The sequence below is a fragment of the Vibrio sp. 10N.237.312.B06 genome (assembly GCF_041464685.1).
Taxonomy (GTDB): Bacteria; Pseudomonadota; Gammaproteobacteria; order Enterobacterales; family Vibrionaceae; genus Vibrio; species Vibrio tasmaniensis_A.
The window spans coordinates 1-25,073 of sequence record NZ_JBFSPI010000045.1 but is presented as its reverse complement, the minus strand read 5'-3'; the positions used below and the strand labels follow the sequence as shown (position 1 = coordinate 25,073).

The following is a 25,073-nucleotide window of genomic DNA, read 5'->3' as shown; positions in this document are numbered from 1 at the left end:
GCTACTTCACATACTCCATCGCAACACGCGAAGTCAGCTTAGTGACCAGCTCGTAAGCGATAGTGCCAATATGTTCTGCGACTTCTTCTGAAGGTAAATCTTTACCCCATAATGTTGCTTCATCACCGACTTTATCTGCCGCATCAGGGCCAAGGTCAACCGTTAGCATGTCCATTGATACACGTCCGGCGATCGGTACTTTTCGGCCGTTAACGAATACTGGAGTGCCGTTAGGAGCAGTGCGAGGATAACCATCACCATAACCTATCGCGATCACACCAACCTTGGTATCTCGCTCACTGGTCCAGTTACCGCCATAACCCACACTTTCACCCGCTTTAACATCACGAACCGCTATCAAGTGCGAGGTCAAAGTCATTACAGGATAAAAGCCAAGATCTTGCGCTGATTTATCAGCAAAAGGAGAAACACCGTAAGAGATAATTCCCGGTCGAACCCAATCAAGATGGCTGTCTGGCCAAGCTAATAGACCCGCTGAAGCAGCAAGTGAACGCTCACCTTCACAACCGTCGGTGAGCGATAAGAAAAGCTCGGTCTGTTCAACGGTGGTTGCTCTATCAAGTTCATCAGCACAACCGAAGTGGCTCATGTAGCGCAGAGGTTTAGCGACATTCGCACATTGATGTAAGCGCTCAACAAAGTTTTGGTATTGCTCAGGACGAGCACCTAGGCGATGCATACCACTGTCGACTTTTAGCCAAACCACGACAGGTGTTTCTAATTCCGCATTCTCTAGCGCACTTAATTGCTCTTCACAGTGCACCACAGTTTGGATGTTATTGGTCACCAAGATTGGCAAATCACCCGAAGAATAAAACCCTTCTAGCAACAAAATAGGTTTAACAATGCCACCAGCACGAAGCTGTAATGCTTCTTCAATACGCGCCACACCAAAAGCATCAGAGCTTTTTGAATGCTTGGCAATATGCAGTAAGCCATGTCCGTAGCCATTGGCTTTCACAACAGACATTACCTTGCAATGAGGAGCCTTCGACTTTATCTGGTTCAGGTTATGTTCAAGCGCGTTTAAGTCAATACTCGCCGTCGCTGCTTTCATGTAAGTCATTAGTGATTACTCATCATCAAATGCAGGACCTGCATAGTTATCAAATCGGGAGTGTTGACCTTGGAACGTAAGACGAACCGAACCGATCGGACCGTTACGTTGCTTACCAAGGATGATTTCAGCGATGCCTTTCAATGAACTATCTGGGTTATAAACCTCATCACGATAGATAAACATGATTAAGTCGGCATCTTGCTCGATCGAACCTGATTCACGCAAATCCGAGTTAACTGGGCGCTTATCAGCACGTTGCTCTAGGGAACGGTTAAGCTGAGAAAGTGCCACAACTGGCACGTTGAGCTCTTTTGCTAGTGCTTTCAATGAGCGAGAAATCTCGGCGATCTCTAGAGTACGGTTATCAGATAACGAAGGTACACGCATTAATTGAAGGTAATCTATCATGATCATAGAGATACCATCATGCTCACGAGCAATTCGTCGAGCTCGAGAACGTACTTCTGTTGGCGTTAGACCCGAGCTGTCATCGATATACATATTCTTCTTATCCATCAGAATACCCATACTCGACGAGATACGAGCCCAATCTTCATCGTCTAACTGACCGGTACGAATCTTGGTTTGGTCTACGCGAGAAAGTGATGCAAGCATACGCATCATCAGCTGTTCAGCTGGCATCTCTAGCGAGAAGATTAACACTGGCTTGTCTTGCTTCATCGCTGCGTTTTCACATAGGTTCATCGCAAACGTGGTTTTACCCATCGATGGACGCGCAGCAACAATGATTAAGTCAGAACCCTGAAGGCCTGCCGTTTTCTTATTGAGGTCGTTGAAACCCGTGTCGACACCTGTCACACCATCTTGTGGCGATTTATATAAGATTTCGATACGTTCTAGCGTCTTCTCTAGAATGCTATCAACGTTTTGTGGACCTTCATTCTCACTTGCTCGGCCTTCGGCAATCGCGAAAACTTTACTCTCAGCAAGATCAACAAGTTCTTCCGATGTACGACCTTGAGGATCATAACCAGAATCCGCAATTTCATTTGCTACACCAATCAGGCTACGCACCAATGCACGTTGTGCCACGATATCTGCATAGGCATTGATGTTTGCCGCACTTGGCGTATTTTTCGCTAGGTCAGCAAGGTAAGCAAAGCCACCCACTTCTTCAAGTTGCTCACGCAGCTCTAAATGTTCAGAGAGTGTAATAAGATCCAGAGGAGAGCTTTCTTCAAGGATATCCTTTACCGCTTCAAAGATCAGACGGTGAGGACGGCTATAAAAGTCTTTGGCCACAACCTTTTCGGCCACCGTATCCCAGCGTTCGTTATCCAATAACAAACCGCCAATAACAGATTGCTCAGCTTCTAATGAATGTGGCGGGACCTTGATGGCGTCCACCTGATCGTTGGCTGATTTCTGACTTTTGGTATCCACTATGACTACACTCAATAACTAATAATGAGCGTTCATTATACCCAAGAACATCCGTTTGTAATCCGATCCTATGAGTTTGTTTTATTCTTCAGCAAGAATTTACCTATTGCTGACGGAATTAAGCAAAGGTAGCATTACGATCCTTCCATTCATTCACTGTATAACTGAGGTATGCGTGTCCAAATTATTGGCTCTGAACACTGGTCTTCTAAGCTCTAGTCTTCTAAGCATCGGTCTCCTGAGCACTCCGTCGGCCTTAGCGGATGATGCTAAAGCCTCTGTTGATGCAATCCTCGACTCGATAGTGGTACCAGAACCTGCTGCTGAGCCGATCGTCGTTGCACCGACACCTGAAAAAGATATGGATATCGCACCGAGTGATTCGAGTGACACAGAACTGCCGAACCCACTGAATACTGAAGTCGAATTTGGATATCAGTCGCATACTGGTAATTCTGATTCTCGATCGCTGAATGCACGCCTGAACGGTGAGTACACGGCTGGCCGTCATAGAACCAGTGGCGAATGGAAATACTACAATCTCTACAAAGATGGCGAAGAAGATAAAAGGCAATCGACATATTCTGCTCAGAGTGACTACAAGTTAAGTCCGAAAACCTACCTCTATGGCAGCTTTAAAGGGGTCGATTCACGATACAGTGCTTATTTTAAGGACTACACCGTTTCTAGCGGTTTAGGTTATCAGTTTTCGAATACAGAAGAGTTTGTGTTGGAGGTCGAAGTGGGCCCGGGTTTTCGTTACCAAGAACCGAACCTTGATGAAATAGACGATGATGACATCATCTTCCCAGAGATCGTTGAAGAAGCGATTTTCCGTGGCAATGTAAATACATCATGGCAGGTATTGAAAAATTTGAAGCTCAAAGCCGATGTGACGTTGGTATCCGGCCACAGCAACCTAAAATTTGATACTGAATTAGAAGCCATCAACGATATTACCGACAATATCGCACTGAAGATTGCTCACTCTCGACAGTACCACGACAAGGTACCTGAAGGGTTGAACAAAGAAGATTCCGTACTGTCTGTAAATCTACTTTTTCAATTCTAAATTTGAGAGCGGGTAGAACGATGTATCGATAAAGAACACCCTCGTTTTTTACTATGTAAGCCCCTCCTCTCTAGTGCTTCCTATTCCTGCAATAGTCGCTGTTCCAAAAAGCTTAAAACCCATATTGCAGACATAAAAAAACACCAGCCGAAGCTGGTGTTTAAAACTTTCAAAAGAAAGAATTCGTCTTGGTACTGAAATTACTCAGCTGCAACGATAGCGATTTTCGCAGTAGCAAAAACTTCAGAGTGAAGTTGGATGCTTACTTCGAATTCGCCGATGTTACGTAGAGCGCCTTCAGGTAGGCGTACTTCGCTCTTAGCTACTGCAACACCTGCCGCTGTAATAGCGTCAGCGATGTCACGAGTACCGATAGAACCGAATAGTTTACCTTCGTCACCAGCTTTAGAAGCGATTGTAACGCCTTCTAGAGTGTTAACGCTCTCAGCGCGAGCTTCTGAAGCAGCTAGTTGCTCAGCAACTTTAGCTTCTAGTTCTGCACGACGAGTTTCGAACATAGCAACGTTGTCTTTAGTTGCCATAACTGCTTTACCCTGTGGGATAAGGAAGTTACGAGCGTAACCAGATTTAACGTTTACTTGGTCGCCAAGGCCACCTAGGTTACCGATCTTATCAAGTAGAATAACTTGCATTATCTTAGTCCTCTTAAACTATTATTAACTATTACCGATTACTGATGCTTGTCAGTGTACGGTAGTAGTGCTAGGTAACGAGAACGCTTGATAGCGCGAGCTAGCTGACGTTGGTATTTAGCACTTGTACCAGTGATACGGCTAGGTACAATTTTACCAGCTTCAGTGATGTAGTTTTTTAGAGTTGCTACGTCTTTGTAGTCAATCTCTTGTACGCCTTCTGCAGTAAAACGGCAGAATTTACGACGACGGAAGAAACGAGCCATGGGCTATCTCCTGATCTAAATTTAATAATGCGGTACTCACACGAACTTATAAATAAGTCTAAGCAAATGCTTAGTGGGAATACCTAAACGAGTTGAATAAAATTTAATGACCTAAAAGGCCAAAAAAGAATTACTCAGCAGCAGCTTCTGGCTTAGCTTCTTCTTCACGACGTGGTGCACGTTCTTCACGGTCATCACGACGAGGAGCACGCTCTGCACGCTCTTCTTTTTGCTTAAGCATGATAGATTGCTCAGTCACAGCGCCTTTAGTGCGCATGATCATGTTACGTAGAACTGCATCGTTAAAACGGAAAGCAGTTTCTAGCTCGTCCATCACTTCTTGGCCAGCTTCAACGTTCATAAGAACGTAGTGAGCTTTGTGAAGTTTGTTGATTGGGTAAGCCATTTGACGGCGGCCCCAGTCTTCTAGACGGTGGATAGTACCACCAGCTTCAGTGATTGAACCAGTGTAACGCTCGATCATGCCAGCAACTTGCTCGCTTTGATCAGGGTGAACCATGAATACGATTTCATAATGACGCATTTGGTTGCTCCTTACGGATTATTAGCTTCCACGAAAGGCTCGGTCGTCCAAGGGAAGCAAGGAACTAAAGAAAAATGACCGAGTTTTAAGGACGGCAAATATTATAGAAAGAACCCGGTATTGGCAAGCGGTATTTGGCTAATAATGAAACAGTTTTTCTTTCGCCATCTAGCCATCTGTGATTCTGTCAATTTGTCACTCTAGGCCCTAAAAAGAAACGCCCACCAGCAAGTGGTGAGCGTTAATAAATTCATAGACTTAAAGTCATTTAACTCTTTATATAGCAAGTACTTCTAAACAACATAGAGACACACAACTAAACCAAGCGTAACTGAATCAAATGTTGCTGAACCTAGGTTTACTGAGCTAAACGTTGGCGTACCGCTTCGAACAGACAGATGCCCGATGCTACTGAAACGTTCAGGCTCGACACGCTACCTGCCATTGGGATCTTAATCAGATCATCACAGGTTTCACGCGTTAGACGACGCATACCGTCACCTTCAGCACCCATAACTACAGCAAGAGGGCCTGTTAACTTCGCTTGGTAGATATCATGCGTTGCTTCACCTGCGGTACCCACAAACCATACACCCTGTTCTTGCAGTGCACGCATTGTACGAGCTAGGTTGGTTACACGTACTAGAGGAACGGTCTCAGCCGCACCACACGCTACCTTGCTTACCGTTGCTGTTAGCGGCGAAGAGCGGTCTTTCGGTACGATAACAGCAGCAACACCCGCGGCATCCGCATTACGCAGACAAGCACCTAGGTTGTGAGGGTCTGTTACGCCGTCTAGAACCAACAGCAAAGGCTGTTCGTGCTGCGCAAGGATATCATCTAGGTGAGTTTCATTAAGCTGCTTAGCAGGCTTCACCTTAGCAATAAGACCTTGGTGATTCGCACCTTGTGCTTTTTCATCAAGCGGCTTACGACCCATTTGTTGAATCGATACGCCAAATTGCTGCAATTGATTCAGTAATGGAAGCAGGCGATCGTCTTGACGCCCTTTCAGTACATACGCTTCGATAAAACGTGCTGGATCTTTTTCTAGTACGGCTTTCACCGCGTGAATACCGTAAATAAATTCGTTACTCATTGTCTCTGGTTACTCTTATTGCTCAGAGGTGAATGTCATCAAACCCGATGCACCCATCTCTGTATTGTTTATTTCGAGAGCATGCATCTTCCGCCTGATACTCTCGCATTTAAATTCGTTAGACGTTTAAGCCCTACTCGTCACTGTAATGACGATAGCTTAAGACTTATCAGCCTTTGGCTTACGGCTTGCTGCGCGCTTTTTCTTCGCACGAGCTTTAGCAGCACCAGTTTTATTCGCTGGCTTTTTCTTCTTAGCTGAGCTTTCGCTACTTCCATCAGGTCGCTTAGTCGGTTCAACCAAAGGCTTCGCTGCTACACCTGGCTTATTACTCTTCACCGCTGAACGCTTCTTGCTTTTCGCCTTTTTCATCGCTTCAGCTGCACGCTTCTTGGCTGTTTTACCTTTACCACGCGGCTGACGATCGGTGTCTTCTAAATCAAAGTCGATTTGACGAGTTTCTAAGTTAACCGCAGAAACCTTCACTTTAACCGAATCACCCAAGCGGTAGATATTACCTGAGCTTTCACCCACTAGACGCTGACCAACAGCATCAAATTGGTAGTAGTCATTCGCTAGCGCAGAAATATGTACCAGACCATCGATGTGCAGTTCAGTTAGACGCACAAAGAAACCGAAGCCAGTCACGTTGGCAATCACGCCATCCATCACTTCGCCAACATGGTCTTGCATGTATTCACATTTCAGCCAGTCGTTCACTTCACGTGTAGCATCATCAGCACGACGCTCAGTCATTGAACACTGTTCGCCGTAGAAGTCCATATCATCGAAAGTGTAGTGGTAACCACCAGTTGGCGTCCAACGCTCGCTGTTACGACCTTCTTCTTTCGCAATAAGGTACTTAATTGCACGGTGCAATAGTAAATCTGGGTAACGACGAATTGGCGAGGTAAAGTGAGCATAGCGCTTAAGAGCTAGACCAAAGTGACCCGCGTTGTCCGCGTTGTATACCGCTTGTTTCATTGAGCGCAACAGCATAGTTTGGATTAATTCACGATCTTCACGTTCGTTAATCTGCTGCATCAGTTGTGCATAGTCTACCGGAGATGGCGACAGGCCACCCTCCAGCGTTAAGCCTAGTTCACTTAAGAAGCTCTTGAAGCCCATTAAGCGCTCTTCACCCGGAGTATCGTGAACACGGTATAGAGCCGGCTCTTTCGCTTTTTCTACGTAAGATGCCGATGCGATATTCGCAAGAATCATACATTCTTCGATGATCTTGTGTGCATCGTTACGGATTACTGGCTCAATACGGTCAATCTTACGATCCGCATTGAAGATAAACTTAGTTTCTACCGTTTCAAATTCAATCGCACCACGTTCGTCACGCGTTTTCTTAAGCACCTTGTACATCTTATGAAGCTCTTCAAGATGTGGTACTTCTGGTTCGTAACGTTCACGTAATTCTTCATTGCCATCTAAGATCGCGCCTACTTTGTTATAAGTAAGACGAGCATGGGAATTCATGACTGCTTCGTAGTGCTTGTAGCCTGACAGTTTACCTTTGTCTGAGATAGTCATCTCACACACCATACACAAACGGTCGACTTGAGGGTTCAATGAACACAAACCATTTGAAAGTACTTCTGGCAGCATTGGGACAACTTGTGACGGGAAGTATACCGAGTTACCACGGTTAATCGCTTCTTTGTCTAGCGCTGTCTCTGGGCGAACGTAATAACTTACGTCAGCAATCGCTACCCATAGGCGCCAACCGCCGCCTTTCTTCGCTTCACAGTAAACCGCATCATCGAAGTCACGCGCATCTTCACCATCGATAGTAACCAATGGCAATTTACGCAGATCAACACGTCCTTCTTTTGCTTCTTCAGGAACATACTCACCAAGATTTTCGATTTGCTTATCTACGGCTTCAGGCCACTCTTGTGGGATCTGGTGAGTACGGATCGCGATCTGCGTTTCCATACCCGGAGCCATATTCTCACCAAGAACTTCGGTCACTTTACCCATCATGTTACGAGAACGACCACCACGGTCCGTAATTTCAATCACAACCACATTACCCATTCGAGCACCGCCTTTATGCTCAGTTGGGATCTGGATGTCGTGACTAATACGCGAATCATCAGCAACCACATAAGAATGGCCGTACTCTAGGAAGAAGCGACCAACAAGTGGCGTTTTACGCTCTTCAAGCACACGAACCAAACGGCCTTCACGACGGCCACGCTTACTGTTGTCAGTAGGCTGAACCAATACGTAATCACCGTGCATGATGGTTTTCATCTGATGATGCGGCAGCACGATATCATTGTCTTTACCCACACTGCCGTTTGGGCGTACCCAACCATGACCGTCTTTATGACCAATCACAAAGCCTTTAATCAATTCCATCTTCTCAGGCAATGCGTAACACTGACGACGGGTAAAGATAAGCTGTCCATCACGCTCCATTGCACGTAAACGACGACGCAGCCCTTCATATTGTTCCTCTCCAGCCAAACCCAAAGCTTCGAATAGATCGTTGCGGTTCATAGGAATATTCGCGTCTGTTAGAAACGAAATAATGAACTCACGGCTTGGTACTGGGTTTTCGTAATTTTTCGACTCTCGGTCGGCAAAAGGATCAACAGTGGTTGTCGCTGTCGTGTTTTCTGACATTGGTGTGTTTTTTGACATAGGCGGGCCTGCTTAAGCAAGGAAGGTATATTACCCCTAGTATATCTGATGCTAGAGGTAAGCTACAGATATGCTTTGGAAAAGCCTAAAATAACCTAAGATTGATACATATCTTCACTTTGTTAAACATCACTTCATAGACGCGGACTATCATCAAAATTTCAAGCAAACGATAAAACAAACGTTTGCGCCATGAATGAAATACACTATTATCCACACACTTTAACAACACCTGTTCTGAGTATTGATATGAAACTAAAACGCACCCTATTGGCTTCAGCGATGGCAAGCCTAGCTCTATTTCCATTTGCTAGTTCAGCAATGGAAAAAGCTGACCTGATGATAACCGATGCCATGGTTCTAACCATGAACCAAGAAAAAACGGTTTACGAGAGCGGCACTGTTGTGGTCAAAGACAACAAAATCATTGCGGTTGGCGATGCTTCACTAGAGAAGCAGTACCAAGCTAAACAAGTGCTAGACGTTGATGGCGATATCGTAATGCCAGGTCTCATCAATACTCATACTCATGTATCCATGACGGTTTTCCGTTCGTTGGCCGATGATGTGCCTGATCGCTTGCACCGCTACATCTTCCCACTTGAAGCTAAGTTAGTCTCTCGCGATATGGTTCGTATAGGCGCTAACCTTGGTAACGTTGAAATGGTAAAAGGTGGCGTAACTACTTACGCTGATATGTACTACTTTGAAGACGAAGTCGCTAAAACTGTTGATAAAATTGGTATGCGCGCAGTATTAGGCGAAACAGTAATCAAATTCCCAGTGGCTGATGCAGCAAACGCGGAAGAAGGTATTAAATACGCATTGAACTTCATTGAAGAATATAAAGATCACCCGCGTATTACGCCTGCATTTGCTCCTCACGCCCCTTACACAAACACAACCGAAGTCCTTCAAAAAGTAGCAAAGCTTTCTCTAGAACTTGATGTTCCAGTAATGATTCACTTAGCTGAATCTCATCGTGAAGAAGAAAAAATTGCAAAACGAGCTGAAGGTTTATCTCCGGTTCAATACATGGACAGCATTGGTGCACTAAACAAAAACTTAGTTGGCGCACACATGATCCTAGTAGACGATCATGATATCGAGCTAGTGAAAAAATCAGATATGGGCGTAGCTCACAACATGAGTGCCAACATCAAGTCAGCAAAAGGCGTGTCACCTGCGCTTAAGATGTATGACGAAAATGTACGTATCGGTTTAGGTACTGATGGCCCAATGTCTGGTAACACATTGAGCACCATTGATGAGTTCAACCAAGTCGCTAAGGTTCACAAATTGGTGAATAAAGATCGTGCTGCAATGCCGCCGATCAAAGTGATCGACATGGCAACAATGGGCGCAGCAAAAGCACTACACATGGAAGATAAGATCGGCTCTCTTGAAGCAGGCAAGCTAGCCGACATCATAGTGATCGACACCAAGGCTCCAAACATGGTTCCTGTGTACAACCCATACTCTGCATTAGTTTACTCAGCTAACTCGGGGAACGTTCGTCACACCATCGTTGATGGCAAGATCATCATGCAAGATCGCGACATGCTAACGGTCGATGAAGATCAAATTCGCCAAGAAGCACTCGATTTCACCAAAGTCGTTCGTAAGACGGTAATTGAATCTGGTGAAGTTGTTCAGTAACGTCATCGAATGAAATAAACGGCTTTCCGTTCAGATCAAAAAAGGCCTCATAGGTATTTACCTATGAGGCCTTTTTATATCGATATCTTTCTCGATCAAGATAGATGGTTAACGAGTGCAGTCGTTAACCATCAACCTTAATTAATAATTGTAATTACCAGAACACGTCTCGACGTTTTGCTCGAGCGATAATGTTGTCTGGCATTCTCCGCTCCAAACCGCTTCGAAGCACAGTTATACGCTTATGTTGCCTTTGATCCGCTGTCACCGAGTTGTATAACCAGCGATAAGCATCTTCATAATCTAACGGGCTACCGTAATCACGTAGCAAGAGTTCCGCTAAGTGGATACTTGCACTTAAGTTACCCATCGAGGCGGCTTCACGTAAATACGGGATCGCACGCTCTTTGTCTTGTTGCACCAAGGTGCCAAGAGAATAATAACGTCCTAGCTGCTCTAGTGCCGCTGGTAAACCTTGATGTGCCGCGTTTTCCATATAGTAAAGGCCAAGCTCTACATCTTGCGGAACACACACACCCCAAGCCAACATATCACCGTATAAAAACTCATAAGAAGGCAAGCTAATACGCGTTGCACGAGCAACGATATCTTCAACTAACTGGCACTTATCAGCTTTCACTCGCTCTAGGTGTTGATTATTCTCGATTAAATTAATCAGTTCAGCTTCTGTATATATTGGAACGGGCTCTCCCACATCAGCCAAATCTGCATGACTCAAGGGTGAGCTCAGCGCCACTATCAATGAAGCTGCTACAATTCGTAGCTTCATACCTGCACTCTATTATCTGTCGTTAAAGCTATCTATTGAGGGCAGCAGACGATTTCTGCACGCACCAAAATAGGGTGAACTTCACTTTCCATGATATCTGTATCGGCAATAACCTTGACGGCTTTAGACAAAACTTGCCGCTAATGGGCAATATTTTGCCATATGGCGTTCAAAAGGTCATCACGAACGGCTTCGTTTTCAAATTGCAGGTATTAAAAAGCCGACTTAATAAAGTCGGCTTTTAGAAAACTATTTCATTATCAAAGTACTTTAATTACCTCAGTACGGTTCGTGCTGTGGTAATCACTCAGCTGGCATTATGCGCCGTATGGGTGAACCTTGATGATAGTTTCGTTACGATCTGGGCCAGTTGATACGATATCAATTGGAACGCCAGTTAGGTCTTCGATACGCTTGATGTAATCTAGAGCAGCTTGTGGAAGCGCGTCGATAGATTTAGCACCAAATGTGTTTTCAGACCAACCAGGCATTGTTTCGTAGATTGGCGTCGCTTCTTCGAATGACTCAGCAGCCATTGGAGAAACTTCTAGGATAGAACCATCTTTCATCTTGTAACCAGTACAGATTTTTAGTTCTTCTAGGCCATCTAGAACGTCTAATTTAGTTAGACACATACCAGATAGAGAGTTGATTTGGATTGCACGACGCATAGCAACAGCATCGAACCAACCTGTACGACGTAGACGACCAGTAGTTGCGCCAAACTCGTGACCAACATCGCCTAGGTGCTTACCGACTGGGTCTTGCTTCTCAAGGCCATCGTATAGCTCAGTTGGGAATGGACCTGAACCAACACGAGTACAGTAAGCCTTAGTAATACCAAGGATGTAACCGATGTGACGAGGACCGAAACCAGAACCTGCAGCAACACCACCAGCAGTCGTGTTAGAAGACGTTACGTATGGGTAAGTACCGTGGTCGATATCTAGTAGCGTACCTTGAGCACCTTCAAACATAATCTTGTCGCCGCGCTTACGTGCTGCGTCTAGTTCGTCAGTTACGTCGATAACCATCGCAGTTAACATGTCTGCGTAGCTCATCGCTTGCTCAAGTACTTCTTCGTAGCTTACTGTTTCAGCTTTGTAGAAGTGCTCTAGTTGGAAGTTGTGGAATTCCATAACTTCTTTTAGCTTCTCAGCAAATGCTTCTTTATCGAAAAGGTCGCCAACGCGTAGACCGCGACGAGCAACTTTATCTTCGTAAGCAGGACCGATACCACGACCTGTTGTACCGATAGCTTTAGCGCCACGAGCGATTTCACGCGCGTTGTCGATAGCAATATGGTACGGAAGAATTAGAGGACAAGCTTCAGAGATGAAAAGACGCTCACGCACTGGGATACCGCGTTCTTCAAGAGGCTTCATCTCTTTAAGAAGTGCGTCAGGCGATAATACAACACCGTTACCAATAACACATTTAACGTTATTGCGTAGGATGCCTGATGGAATTAAGTGAAGAACGGTTTTTTCACCGTCAATTACAAGTGTGTGACCTGCATTGTGACCGCCTTGGTAGCGAACCACGTATTTTGCATCTTCAGTTAAAAGGTCAACGATTTTACCTTTACCTTCATCACCCCATTGGGTGCCTAGAACGACTACGTTATTTCCCATCTTTCCAATTTCTGTTGCTAATTAAAAATGGATTCTAGCACTGAATCACACTTCTTGCAGTCACTTTTTGTTCATAAACGTTAACGCTGTACAAAAATAAACCAGCGATAACTGAGGGCGAATGTGTAAAGATGCTGATATCATTGCATTTTATAGACAAAAGGCAGAACCATGTCTCAATCAATTTGGCTCGCTATTGGGCTCGTTCTTATCGTTGAAGGGCTCGGCCCCTTGATTGCACCCAATGGCTGGAGAAACATGGTCGCGCAACTGAGCGAGCAACCAGACACCCAACTGCGCCGTATTGGCGGTTGTCTTGTGGTGGCTGGTGCCGTTATCGCTTTCATGACCTACCGTTAGGTTTTCTCAAAGTACGGAGCTGTCACTACGACTTCCCTCGAAGATTCAATGGTCACCTGCAGTCTTCAACGAATAGAAAACAAAAAGGCTCCCATTATGGGAGCCTTTTGATTTTTAGGTACTTCGCTAATTTAATGAATTAACGAATCAGCTTATTTTGCTGGAGCACCGCTTGCTTGATTCATGTATTGGAAGAAGTCAGTCTTCGGATCCAGTACTAGAATGTCGCTCTTATCGCTAAATGATGTCTCATAAGCTTGCAGTGAACGCATGAAGCCATAGAACTCAGGGTCTTTGCTGAACGCATCAGAGTAGATCTTCGCTGCTTCTGCATCAGCATCACCACGAGTCACTCGAGCAGTACGGTCAGCTTCAGCAAGAACAGTCGCGACTTCTAGCTCAGCTTGAGCACGGATAACTTCTGCTTTCTCACGACCTTGTGAACGGTGTCTACGAGCAACCGACTCACGTTCTGCACGCATACGGCGGTAGATAGATTCACTGATTTCGTCAGGAAGGTTAATCTTCTTCATTCGGAAATCAACAACTTCAACACCTAAATCAGCCATCGCACTTTCTGCCGTTCCAGACAAAACGTTTTCCATGATCTTATCGCGTTCGCCATCAACTTCTAGTGCTTCTGCAGCCGCTACCGTTGTGACAACTTCGCTATCAGCAGAGTCTGGCAGGATGTCCTTATTACGAGGGCCTGATACGATCTGCTTAATTTCACGAGAACCAATTTCAGAACGAAGAACATCTGTCACTTTACGCTCAAGAAGTGCTTCTGCCGTCATGATATTGCCGCCACCGGTACTCAGATAAAAACGTCCAAAATCAGCAATACGCCATTTTGCGTAGGTATCAATTAGAACGTCTTTTTTCTCTGATGTTACGAAACGGTCAGAACGACCATCCATCGTTTGAATACGAGCATCAAGTACTTTTACGCGATCAAACATCGGCAGTTTAAAGTGCAAGCCTGGTTCATAGATTCGTGATACGCCGTTGTCATCGAGAACTCGACCAAAACGAATTACCATGCCACGCTCGCCTTCTTGAATCACAAATAGTGACATCAATAGAAGGGCAATCGTCACAACTAATACAGGGATCATTAATTTACGCATTATTAGTATCTCCCTTGGCGTGAACTGTCTGAACGAGTTTGAGTGCTAGACTTTGGATCCGCTTGAGTTTCTAACTCAATTTGATCGTAAGTTGATGATGCTTTTGCAGGGCGAGTGCCCGACTGAGAACCACCTTGTGCGCCTAGCTTATCAATTGGTAGGTATAGCAAGTTACCGCTTGATTCAGAATCAATCAGGACTTTCGATGTGCTTGAGTACACTTTTTCCATTGTATCAAGGTACATACGGTTACGTGTTACTTCAGGAGCTGCTTGGTATTCAGGTAGCAGTTTCTCGAACTGAGCGACCTGACCTAGAGCACCATTAACTGTACGCTCTGAGTAACCCACCGCTTCTTTCTTCAAACGCTCAGCACGACCTGTTGCTTTTGGAAGAATGTCATTTCGGTAAGCTTCAGCTTCACGCTCGAAACGCTCTTCATCCTCACGAGCCGCGATAGCATCATCAAATGCATCTTTCACTTGCTCAGGTGGACGTGCTGACTGGAAGTTCACGTCAACAATAAGAATACCCATATCGTAGCTATCAATAATACGGTTCAGCGTTTCTTGAGTGCTTTGACGAATCTGCTGACGACCACTTGTTAGGATACTATCCATTAGTGAGTCACCAATTACCGCACGAAGCGCAGAATCGGTTGCTTGGCGTAAACTGTCGTCTGCATTCGTTACACGATACAAGTACTTGTATGGGTCAGAAACACGATATTGAACACCCATTTCAACGGTCACAACGTTTTCATCTTTCGTTAGCATGGTGCCAGCAGCACGTAGAGAACGAATCGCTTGAACGTTTACTAGTTGCTCATCTTTGATTTCATCGATGAAGCGTGGGTGCCAGTTAAGACCAGGCTCTTCGATACGGTCGAACTGACCCAATCGAAGTACTACTGCTCTTTCTGCTTCGCCAACGGTGTAGAAACCAGCGAAGAACCAGATAGCAATCGCAATGACAGCAATGACACCAAAGCCAATCGCACCGCCACCACCAATAGATGGCCCGTTACCGTTGCCACCTTTTTTACCAAACTTGCCACCTAACTTTTGACTTAGTTTACTAAACACTTCGTCTAAGTCTGGCGGTCCTTGATCTCGGCCGCCGCGATTATTGTTCTTACCCCAAGGGTCGTTATCGCGGCCGTTATTATCGCCGTTGTTGTTATTTCCAGGCTCATTCCACGCCATTAGAAAGCTCCATCATTTGATATGACGTTATACTGTAGCAGTCTCTTTGGTAACGATAAAGCCACCTAAGAGTGCCCCTTCTCTTTTTTCAAGTTTAGACCAATCTATTTGTTGCATTCGGATATCTATCAACAAGTTACCATTTTCATCATACTCTTCTTGTTGAATACATTTCATCTCAAAGAATAAGCTACGAATACGGCCCTGATGTTGATGTGGAATACACAATCGGAATTGAACCATTTGACTTGCTAAACGCTCAGTTAAAGCTTCAAACAGCAGTTCAATGCCTTCTCCTTCCATTGCAGAAACCCAAACAGCGCGAGGTGCGCCCTCTTCGTCTCTTTCAATTCGAGGTTTTTGGTCTTCCATGCAGTCAATTTTGTTCATGACTACAAGGGTTGGCACTTCATGAGCATCGATTTCTTCTAATACTTCATGAACAGCCTGAATGTTCTCACGAAAGCGGTCATCACTGGCATCAACAACATGTAACAAAATGTCAGCTTCCTGCGTCTCTTGTAACGTAGCCTTGAACGCAGCGACCAAGTCGTGTGGTAGATGACGGATAAAACCTACGGTATCTGCGAGAATTGCAGGCCCGACATCTGCCAATTCAATCTTACGTAGTGTTGGGTCTAGAGTTGCAAACAGTTGGTCTGCCGCATAAACACCAGCACTTGTGATGCGATTGAAAAGTGTTGATTTCCCCGCATTGGTATAACCAACCAAAGAAATTGTTGGGATTTCAGCTCGATTACGAGCACGTCGTCCTTGTTCACGCTGCTTAGCGACTTTCGCTAAACGACGTAATATTGCCTTTATACGGTCACGCAACAAACGTCGATCGGTTTCCAGTTGAGTTTCACCTGGACCACGAAGACCAATACCACCTTTCTGCCTTTCAAGGTGAGTCCAACCACGAATCAATCGAGTAGAGATATGACGAAGCTGAGCGAGCTCAACTTGTAGCTTACCTTCATGAGTTCGCGCACGTTGTGCAAAGATATCTAAGATCAAACCCGTGCGATCAATCACACGACATTTACACAATTGCTCGAGGTTTCGCTCTTGGGCAGGAGAGAGGGAGTGGTTAAAAATCACAATTTCAGCACCGGTTAGCTGAACAGCTTGTGCGATTTCTAGGGCTTTACCTTCTCCAACGTAGTATTTAGGGAGTGGGGATTGTCGGCTACCAGTAATCACTTGTAGCGTTTCTACCCCCGCTGAGGAGACCAGCATTTCACATTCGCTCAGGTCTTCCCATTCTCCCTCTTGCGTGAAGTTGATATGAACAAGTACGGCTCGCTCGCCGGATTCATAACGGTCAAACAAGCAACCAACTCCTTATTACAGCGCAAGCTGTATCAATTGAACGATTAATCTTCAGTCTTCTCAGGACGATCAGATGGCGCGCGTTGTTGCTCGCCGCTGTGGTGACTCACTGCACGAGCAGGAACCACAGTAGAAATCGCATGCTTGTAAACCATTTGGTTTACTGTGTTCTTCAATAAGATCACGAATTGATCGAAAGACTCGATCTGACCTTGCAGCTTGATGCCGTTAACAAGATAGATAGAGACTGGAATGCGCTCACGACGGAGTGCATTTAGGAATGGGTCTTGTAGCGATTGCCCCTTAGCCATTTTATTTTCCTTATTTATATTTTGTTGTAATTATTTAGCTAGTGGTGCACAAAAAGGTGCGGCCTTTGCATCTGAGCTAAACGAATAAAAAAACTCCGTTGTTATTGAAAGGCTGTGATTTTTAAAAGCCTCAACAACTGATCCTTTCCAGAGTATATTCACGCAAAAGCGATCACATTATACACAGCAATACTAATCAGATGCTATTGCATCTGAAAGAGTTTCTAACGCCTGTTCAATGTTTTCGCTATCCAACCAAGTTAAATCATCCCAACTGCGTAACCAGGTGATTTGTCGCTTGGCCAATTGACGGGTTGCGCAGACACCACGGAAAACCGCTTCGTCTAAATCGCAATTCCCATCTAAATAATCCCACATCTGCCTATAACCAACGCATCGGATCGATGGCAGTTCAGGGTGAAGATCTTCTCTGGCGTACAACGCTTTCATTTCATCTTCAAATCCCGCTTCTATCATCTTCTCGAAACGCAGCTCAATGCGGCGATGGAGTTCTTTCCTTTCCTTGGGAGCTATTGCAAATTGTTTTACACGAAATGGCAGGCTATCGCCTTTCGTTTGAGTTAGCTCTGTTAATGTTTTACCCGAAATTCGGTAAACTTCCAATGCCCTTGAAAGCCTTTGTGGATCATTTGGGTGTATTCTTTCAGCGGATACGGGATCTATCTCTCTTAATTGATCGTGCAATGCCTGCCAACCCTGCTCAATAGACTCCGCTTCAATCTGCTTACGAATCTCTTGATCCGCAGCGGGTAGTGGCGATAAACCTTCCAACAATGCCTTGTAGTAAAGCATTGTGCCACCAACAAGTAGCGGGATTTTACCTTCCGCTACAATCTTATTCATTTCACTGATCGCATCACGACGAAAGTCAGCCGCAGAATACGCTTCGCTTGGATCGAGAATATCAATCAAGCGATGAGGCGCGAGCGCGAGCTCTCCTGCATCCGGCTTAGCAGTACCAATATCCATGTCTTTGTAGATTAGCGCCGAATCGACACTGATGATCTCTACCGGGTATTTCTGACGTAAGCGGATAGCTAAATCTGTTTTTCCTGATGCCGTTGGGCCCATTAAAAACAACGCTAAAGGTAATTTTTCAGTCATGATATTTTGTATTTATTTCTCTGTTAGAGCACTTAATTAAAAGGCTTCATGTCGCGATACACTTGTCTACTAAGAAAAGCCTCATCGCAACAGTTAAATCGTAAACAGCCGAAGCCGTAAATAAGCTTAATTTATCTAAAACTCAGCTGTGAAAATTCACCTACAAACTAAGCCATAAAAGCAGCGATGGTTGCAGAAAAGTCGATAGGATTAACAAATTCGGGATCATCTAATGGAAGTAGACCATGCCAAAGTTGCTCAAGTTCCCCAACTAGTTGAACCGCTTCAGATAAAGTGTAGTCGTTTTTTACTTGTGCTGTCTGAATCCCGATCCAGTTAACCAGTAATGGTAACGTATCGCTAGAAAAGCTATGACCTTGAGTTTCCGAGGCCTGAGCGTTTATTGAAGCCGCGTACGATAACAGATCTGGGATCAAAATTTGTAAGTTTTGCTGCCTCAAAGGAGAAGGCACTCCCATCACCATTATCGCTTCGTTATTCCTAGCTTTAAGCTCGATACCAAGCACAGACAGTATGGGACTTAGCGCCTTAGCGACATCGACTAAATCAGCGCCTAATTTGATGGATAAAGGCACTAATAATGGTTGGCTCTTTAACGCGCCATCACGCGTATCAAGCTGGCCAACAACACGCAATAACTCAGCCTTAGCCAAAGAAACCAACACACTGCCGTTCTTGTTTCCCATTACCAAATATTGGCATTCCACTACCGAGACTGCTTTGCCTAAGTCCGTCACAGGTGCTCTTGGCTTTAAATGAACAGGGTTCTGTTGAGCAGGCTTAGCTTCTTTATTTTCTATGCTGTCTATATTTTCTAAGTTGTCTCTGGTTTCTACTGGTGCCACATGGTCTTGAGGTGAGGATGGTTCTACAACTTGGTCATCAAAACTTGGCGTTTTCAGAAGCTCTTTATAGGCCTTCACTTCTCGCTTAGATGGAGCAGGTTCACCATGATGTTGGTGCGGCTCTTTTTCTTTTTTAGGTTCAGGTCGAGACTCTATCCACTCTTGGCGAGGCGAACCGGTAAAACTGGTTTCGCGATCCGACGAGCCTCTGCTAGACGATGAACCTCGGTTAGCTGGTGAGCTATAACGCTGCCCAGCATCATTAACGCTGTGCTGAGGGTTATCATAAACCTGTTCAGATTCTGCTTTTCTTGGGTAGGCTGGCGTTTGCTCAATAGCATATCTTTCACTATCAGATACTTGAGGTTGTTCTGAACTGCTCGGCATTATGCTTTCAGGCTCTGAGAAACTGGCAATCTCTCCGATACCCGGATTCGAGCTACCTTGCTGATGATGTATCACTTCTGACTGATGAAACGCAGACTGCTTGATCGGTGCTGCATCAATTTGTTTGCTTTGGGCTAAGCCATCACTCAAGGCTTGGTAGATAAAGTCGTGTACAAGGCGGGCTTGATGAAAACGCACTTCATGTTTTGCAGGATGAACATTCACGTCCACCTGATGTGGGTCTAGCTCAATGAACAACACATACGTCGCGAATTGGTCGGGGCGCAAGCTAGTTTCGTAGCTTTGACGAATCGCATGATTGATCAGCTTATCGCGCATCATACGACCATTCACATAACAGTATTGCAGATCGCTTTGTTGTCTTGCTCCTTCAGGCGTGGTGATCCAACCATGAAGTTTTAAGCCTTGATGCTCAAGTTCGATCTTAAGCATATGGCGAACAAAAGGATTGCCACATACTGCTGCGATGCGCTTTTCGGCTTGAACTTGTGTTTTTGCAGCGCGGTACTGACGAATCATTTTACCGTTATGACGAAGGTTAATCGTCACATCAAAACGGCTCAATGCAATGCGTTTAAGCAGCTCATCGATATGCGTGAATTCAGTTTTCTCGGTGCGTAAGAATTTACGTCGTGCCGGAGTATTGAAGAACAGATCCAATACCTCAACCGAGGTGCCAATGGGATGCGCTGCTGGCTGCAGTTTCACCTGCATATCACGACCTTCACTATGTGCAGCCCAAGCTTGATCCTGAGTCGTAGGGCGTGAAGTCATAGTTAGGCGCGCAACAGAGCTAATACTCGCCAGAGCTTCACCTCGGAAACCTAGGCTGACGATCGCTTCAAGGTCATCAAGAGTATGAATTTTAGAGGTAGCATGACGGCTTAATGCCAAGGCAAGCTCATCTTTAACAATGCCCTTGCCGTTGTCACGAACACGGATCATCTTAGCGCCACCTTTCTCGATATCGATATCGATACGTGTCGCACCAGAATCCAAACTGTTCTCAACCAACTCTTTCACAACAGAAGCAGGTCTTTCTACCACTTCACCCGCTGCGATTTGGTTAGCTAGCCGAGCTGGCAGTATTTTGATCGTCATATGTATAGCTACCTTACTGCCATTTATAGAAGCACTTCTCGCGTTTGAGATTGCTTCTATGTTCTAAACATTACTTCAACATTAGCCAACTATTTGTGCGGAATAATCAGCACTTGGCCAATGGCCAACTCATCGGAACGTAGTTTGTTTGCTTGACGGATACTGTTGACGCTCACACCATATTTCGAAGCAATCTTGCCAAGATAATCGCCTCTTGCGACTTTATGTTTACGTAGAGGTATATCTTTTACTTCAACCGTAATACGTAACTTTTGGCCTACTCTCACGGTTTCTGATTTCAAGCGGTTCTCACGTTTAATGCTTGCTACCGATACTTTGTAACGGCTAGCTATCTTGCCTAAGTACTCTCCAGACTTAACCGTGTGTGTCACCGTTTTACGGCTTGTTGTGGTAGCCGCTTGTGAACCCGAGCTTGGAATTTTTAGAATTTGCCCTACCGCTAAGCTCGTCGACTTCAAACCATTCAACTTCACTAATGCTTGTGTAGACGTGCCGTACCTCTTCGCAATCACAGACAATGATTCACCACGCTGTACTTTGTGCTGACTGGTAGAGTTAGAAGATGCCGCCGCGTTAGAAATAACAATCCCTTCTGGTGGATTCGCTTTCAAATATTTAACGACCGCTTTGGTCACAGCTCGCGCAAGTTTGTCTTGATGCGAACGTTGGAAAAGAAGCTTCTCTTCGGTCGGATTCGAAATAAAGCCCGTTTCTACAAGTACCGATGGAATTTGTGGTGAACGTAACACTGCCAAGCTGGTGTTAATCGGCTTACTGTTATGCAGTTTTGCGACCTTACCCATTTCAGAGAGAATAGTCGTTGCCAGTTTATAGCCCTCTTTTTGAGAGTGGCTAAACTGCAAATCAAGCAGGGTTTGGTTGACGTTTTTATCTGCAATATTGCCAGTAAACGCAGCACCGCTGCCGCCCAGCAATTCTGACTGCTTCTCTTTGTTCTCAATCCAACGGGAAATCTCAGTGTTTGCGCGTCGAGTATTCAACACGAACACCGAACCACCTCTTGGTTGAGGCGTAGTAAAGGCATCGGCGTGAATAGAGATCAAGAGGTGTGCTTCGTTCTCTCGAGCAATTGCAACACGTCTGTTCAGGTTTACAAAGTAATCAGCATTACGTGTTAAACGCGTTTTGATTCCTGGAACTGCATTTAACTGCGCAGCGATCTTTTTCGAAATACTAAGAGTCGCATTCTTCTCATATTTACGAGATGGGCCAATGGAACCAGGATCTTCACCACCGTGGCCTGGGTCAATCACAATCAGAACATCACGCTGACGCTTAACTTGATTGAGGTTCTTACTCACTGTTGGCTTACTCGGCGTTGATGTTGCTTTGCCTTTACTTGCCGCACCATGAGGCAAGTCGATCACCAAGCGATGTCCGTACTGACCACCAGGAGTCGGACTGAGTTTAAACAACTCTGCTTTAGACGACTTCTTTAACTCAAAAACCAAGCGATACGTGTTTTTGTCTGGCGGTGAGCTTTTACGAATCTTAGATAGAACGGGGCTGTCTTTCACCACGACCGGTAACTTAGTTGCAAGGTTGGTCTTTTTTAAATCAACAACCAAGCGACTCGGGCTACTCAGGGTGAAATAGCTGAAATCCGCTTCTGATTTTAAATCGATAACCACACGAGTTTCTTCTGGAGAAGGCCAAACCCTTAAACTCTTTAGTGAGTTTGCAGAAACAAGTGAAGAAAACAATATAGAAAAAACAGCAGCCAACATAGCTACTGCTGAAATAAGGCGTCTAGAAATCAACATAACTCCAACTGACTAAGTAAGCGCTGTCCGTATTCACTGTTAGCGGTTAAAGAAACAATGCGGTGATCGTCTTGGTAACGAATATCAATATCCAAATCAGCTTCTGGTAGCATTCTATAACCTTTCTCTGGCCATTCAACCAAACAGATAGCATCTGGCGTGAAGTAGTCACGAATCCCCATAAACTCTAATTCTTCAGGATCGGCTAGGCGATAAAGATCAAAATGGTACACCTGCCAATCGGCAAGTTGATAAGGTTCAACTAGAGTATACGTTGGGCTCTTTACATTTCCTTGATGGCCAAGTGCTTTTACAAAACCACGACTGAAGGTCGTTTTACCTGCGCCAAGATCACCATGCAGATAAATAGTTGTCTGCTGTGAGCAAAGATTAGAAAGCTCCGTTCCTAATTGAATCGTTGCTTGTTCATCTTTCAAAGTAAATTGTTTCGTGCTCATGAATACGTTCTCTAAAAATCGATCGTTGACTATATAAAAATCAAAAGAACAAGAATAGTAAACCGTGATGCTTTTGGGAGACAAGCACTCAAGTGTAAGTTCTATGAAAAATACTGATCAAAACACGTCTGTTCTGGTCAATACCACTAAGATCCGTTAAGATCCGCCCCCATTTTTGCCGAACCTAATTTTAATTAGCCTTATCTCTAATTGTAAAACAGAGAAAATAAGAATTAAGAATTAAGAATTAAGAATGAAGCCATGAATCTAGACCATCTTGCTGAAAAAATTAAAATCTGGGGAAAAGAACTCGGCTTTCAAAAAGTTGGCATCTGCGATGTTGATTTAAGTGAACATGAAGCCCCTCTTCAAGCATGGCTAGATGCTGGCAACCACGGCGAAATGGATTGGATGGCTCGACATGGGATGATGCGTGCTCGTCCCAATGAACTTCACCCAGGCACCATTCGAGTGATCAGCGCCCGAATGAACTATCTACCACCAGAAGCTCAGTTTGCCTCTAACCTAAGCGATACCACTCAAGGTTATATCAGCCGTTATTCTTTAGGCCGCGATTATCACAAATTGTTCCGCAACCAGTTGAAAAAGCTGGGACAAAGAATCGAGAAGGAAGTCGAAGGTTTAGACTCACGTCCTTTCGTAGATTCAGCGCCCATCTTGGAACGACCGCTCGCTCAAAAAGCAGGGTTGGGCTGGACAGGTAAACACTCATTAATTCTTGATAAAGACGCTGGCTCTTGGTTCTTCCTAGGAGAATTGTTAGTTAACATACCTCTTCCAACAGATGAACCCAGTGTCGATGAGTGCGGCAAATGCACCGCATGTATCACCTCTTGTCCAACGGGCGCCATTATTGCTGATGGCGTAGTGGATGCTCGAAAATGTATCTCGTACTTAACCATTGAATATGATGGTGTGATCCCAGAAGAGTATAGAGACGCAATTGGTAATCGTATTTACGGTTGCGATGACTGTCAGTTAGTTTGCCCGTGGAACCGCCATGCCGAACTCACTGAGCAAACAGACTTCCACCGCAGAGAAGACTTCCGAGAGGCAGACCTTGTTTCACTTTCAAGTTGGGATGAAGCGACCTTCCTAAAGAAGATGGAAGGCTCAGCGATAAGACGTATTGGACACACCCAATGGTTACGCAATATTTTTGTTGCTATGGGCAATGCGCCATTTCAACAACGCATTGTTGAAACACTGGAATCTCATCGAGGCAACAACGAAATGCTGGATGTGCATATTGAGTGGGCTTTAAATAAACAACTACAACAGTTACCCAATGCTAGCAGCATGCAAGAAGATAGCTCTACGCAGAAAAATAGCTGTGTGCAAAAAAATAGCAGCAAAATCCTCACCAAAAAGCACAGGCTAATACGCATCGTTGAGAAAGGGCTACCAAGAGACGCCTAGCCCCTTAGCCATCAACGATTGGCAGGTCAACCCACACCAACAACCCACCATACAACACAACTCGTTGCACATAATTTTCGAACAATGTTTGACCTTGTTCTCAATTCTAACAATGTGGAAAAAATTCAGAACTCTCGTAAACTTCCGACACCCACGTAAAGTTAAACACAGTACCGATAAATGATTAAGATCAAAAAACAACAAGTTAACGATCTTTTATCAAATTCAAGGTAAGCATTCAACCTGATAAAAAACAATGAGTTACGATCGGAACAATTCAGCTAATATACTGAAAACAAGAAAGATCTTTTAGAGAAATGTAAAGAATTAGGTCTGAAATAACTTTATCAACCAAGTTATCCACACTTGATACTTTGTGGATAAGTCTGTTTATAGATATGAAAAACCTCAAGTATCTGCTTCAGAGACCTGATGTTTACTAGCATTCTTGTTGCTAACAAAAATTTAAGACAAAAAAATATCCACCATAATGGAGGATTATTTGCTTTTTGGGGGGATTATGCTTCGCAGCATTAAAGAAAGAGCGTGACCGGTAAGGTCGTCTTTAAACACTGTGGCTTAAAGAGTTTTGTTTACCATGAAAAGTAAACTGGAGCGATACATCGGGTTCGAACCGATGACCTCAACCTTGGCAAGGTTGCGCTC

At 44.7% G+C, this 25,073-nt stretch carries 21 protein-coding genes; 4 read left to right on the top strand and 17 right to left on the bottom strand.

Features of this window, described 5'->3' with window-relative positions; all coding sequences use genetic code 11:
* Position 1: 1 nt before the first annotated feature.
* On the bottom strand, positions 2-1,087 hold the full coding sequence (gene alr / locus AB6C75_RS13430; RefSeq protein WP_017097257.1) for an alanine racemase: 1,086 nt from the start codon (positions 1,085-1,087) through the stop codon (positions 2-4).
* A gap of 6 nt (positions 1,088-1,093) precedes the next feature.
* Positions 1,094-2,485 carry a replicative DNA helicase gene (locus tag AB6C75_RS13425; protein ID WP_009847892.1) on the bottom strand — a complete coding sequence of 464 codons (1,392 nt, stop codon included), beginning with the start codon at positions 2,483-2,485 and terminating at the stop codon, positions 1,094-1,096.
* Between the two features lie 175 nt (positions 2,486-2,660).
* Here AB6C75_RS13425 and AB6C75_RS13420 point away from each other — a divergent pair, with 175 nt between their 5' ends.
* On the top strand, positions 2,661-3,557 hold the full coding sequence (locus AB6C75_RS13420; RefSeq protein ID WP_372107977.1) for a DUF481 domain-containing protein: 897 nt from the start codon (positions 2,661-2,663) through the stop codon (positions 3,555-3,557).
* A 200-nt stretch (positions 3,558-3,757) separates the two neighbouring features.
* Here AB6C75_RS13420 and rplI read toward each other — a convergent pair whose 3' ends face one another.
* From rplI to rnr, 5 genes are all read right to left on the bottom strand, one after another.
* The gene (gene rplI, locus AB6C75_RS13415; RefSeq protein ID WP_009847890.1) at positions 3,758-4,210 is read right to left on the bottom strand and encodes a 50S ribosomal protein L9; all 453 of its coding nucleotides are present in this window, start codon (positions 4,208-4,210) and stop codon (positions 3,758-3,760) included.
* Between the two features lie 38 nt (positions 4,211-4,248).
* Entirely contained in the window at positions 4,249-4,476 is a 228-nt protein-coding gene (gene rpsR / locus AB6C75_RS13410) for a 30S ribosomal protein S18 (RefSeq protein ID WP_000090472.1), read from the bottom strand.
* Positions 4,477-4,606: 130 nt separating this feature from the next.
* On the bottom strand, positions 4,607-5,020 hold the full coding sequence (rpsF, locus tag AB6C75_RS13405) for a 30S ribosomal protein S6 (RefSeq protein ID WP_004735855.1): 414 nt from the start codon (positions 5,018-5,020) through the stop codon (positions 4,607-4,609).
* 358 nt (positions 5,021-5,378) lie between these two features.
* Positions 5,379-6,119 carry a 23S rRNA (guanosine(2251)-2'-O)-methyltransferase RlmB gene (gene rlmB / locus AB6C75_RS13400; protein WP_009847889.1) on the bottom strand — a complete coding sequence of 247 codons (741 nt, stop codon included), beginning with the start codon at positions 6,117-6,119 and terminating at the stop codon, positions 5,379-5,381.
* Positions 6,120-6,278: 159 nt separating this feature from the next.
* Positions 6,279-8,780 carry a ribonuclease R gene (rnr, locus tag AB6C75_RS13395; RefSeq protein WP_372107976.1) on the bottom strand — a complete coding sequence of 834 codons (2,502 nt, stop codon included), beginning with the start codon at positions 8,778-8,780 and terminating at the stop codon, positions 6,279-6,281.
* Positions 8,781-9,029: 249 nt separating this feature from the next.
* On the opposite strand from rnr, the gene AB6C75_RS13390 reads away from it, so the two are divergent.
* Positions 9,030-10,439, top strand: a complete 1,410-nt coding sequence (locus tag AB6C75_RS13390) for an amidohydrolase (RefSeq protein ID WP_009847887.1) — start codon at positions 9,030-9,032, stop codon at positions 10,437-10,439.
* Between the two features lie 154 nt (positions 10,440-10,593).
* On the opposite strand, the gene motX is transcribed toward AB6C75_RS13390, so the two are convergent.
* Together motX and AB6C75_RS13380 are read right to left on the bottom strand one after the other, a co-directional pair.
* Entirely contained in the window at positions 10,594-11,229 is a 636-nt protein-coding gene (motX, locus tag AB6C75_RS13385; RefSeq protein WP_009847886.1) for a flagellar protein MotX, read from the bottom strand.
* A gap of 317 nt (positions 11,230-11,546) precedes the next feature.
* Positions 11,547-12,863, bottom strand: coding sequence for an adenylosuccinate synthase (locus AB6C75_RS13380; protein ID WP_009847885.1), 1,317 nt, complete (start codon positions 12,861-12,863; stop codon positions 11,547-11,549).
* A 171-nt stretch (positions 12,864-13,034) separates the two neighbouring features.
* On the opposite strand from AB6C75_RS13380, the gene AB6C75_RS13375 reads away from it, so the two are divergent.
* Complete coding sequence (locus AB6C75_RS13375; RefSeq protein WP_010434105.1) at positions 13,035-13,223, top strand: DUF2065 domain-containing protein; 189 nt, start codon at positions 13,035-13,037, stop codon at positions 13,221-13,223.
* Positions 13,224-13,375: 152 nt separating this feature from the next.
* Here the strand turns inward: AB6C75_RS13375 and hflC are convergent, their stop codons facing one another.
* The 8 genes from hflC to tsaE form a co-directional block, all read right to left on the bottom strand.
* On the bottom strand, positions 13,376-14,353 hold the full coding sequence (gene hflC / locus AB6C75_RS13370) for a protease modulator HflC (RefSeq protein WP_009847883.1): 978 nt from the start codon (positions 14,351-14,353) through the stop codon (positions 13,376-13,378).
* A gap of 2 nt (positions 14,354-14,355) precedes the next feature.
* Positions 14,356-15,558, bottom strand: a complete 1,203-nt coding sequence (gene hflK / locus AB6C75_RS13365) for an FtsH protease activity modulator HflK (protein WP_017103358.1) — start codon at positions 15,556-15,558, stop codon at positions 14,356-14,358.
* Positions 15,559-15,585: 27 nt separating this feature from the next.
* The gene (gene hflX / locus AB6C75_RS13360; protein WP_139685854.1) at positions 15,586-16,893 is read right to left on the bottom strand and encodes a ribosome rescue GTPase HflX; all 1,308 of its coding nucleotides are present in this window, start codon (positions 16,891-16,893) and stop codon (positions 15,586-15,588) included.
* Between the two features lie 44 nt (positions 16,894-16,937).
* A complete protein-coding gene (hfq, locus tag AB6C75_RS13355; RefSeq protein ID WP_004735866.1) occupies positions 16,938-17,204 on the bottom strand; it encodes an RNA chaperone Hfq in 267 nt (88 codons plus the stop codon).
* A gap of 192 nt (positions 17,205-17,396) precedes the next feature.
* A complete protein-coding gene (gene miaA, locus AB6C75_RS13350; protein WP_009847880.1) occupies positions 17,397-18,329 on the bottom strand; it encodes a tRNA (adenosine(37)-N6)-dimethylallyltransferase MiaA in 933 nt (310 codons plus the stop codon).
* Positions 18,330-18,496: 167 nt separating this feature from the next.
* Positions 18,497-20,704, bottom strand: a complete 2,208-nt coding sequence (gene mutL / locus AB6C75_RS13345) for a DNA mismatch repair endonuclease MutL (protein WP_372107975.1) — start codon at positions 20,702-20,704, stop codon at positions 18,497-18,499.
* A gap of 89 nt (positions 20,705-20,793) precedes the next feature.
* A complete protein-coding gene (locus AB6C75_RS13340) occupies positions 20,794-22,509 on the bottom strand; it encodes an N-acetylmuramoyl-L-alanine amidase (protein ID WP_009847878.1) in 1,716 nt (571 codons plus the stop codon).
* Positions 22,503-22,967, bottom strand: coding sequence for a tRNA (adenosine(37)-N6)-threonylcarbamoyltransferase complex ATPase subunit type 1 TsaE (tsaE, locus tag AB6C75_RS13335; protein WP_372107974.1), 465 nt, complete (start codon positions 22,965-22,967; stop codon positions 22,503-22,505). Before tsaE ends, AB6C75_RS13340 begins: the two co-directional genes overlap by 7 nt.
* Positions 22,968-23,228: 261 nt before the next feature.
* Between tsaE and queG the strand changes: the two genes are divergently transcribed.
* Positions 23,229-24,407, top strand: coding sequence for a tRNA epoxyqueuosine(34) reductase QueG (gene queG / locus AB6C75_RS13330; RefSeq protein WP_029222983.1), 1,179 nt, complete (start codon positions 23,229-23,231; stop codon positions 24,405-24,407).
* Positions 24,408-25,073 lie beyond the last annotated feature (666 nt).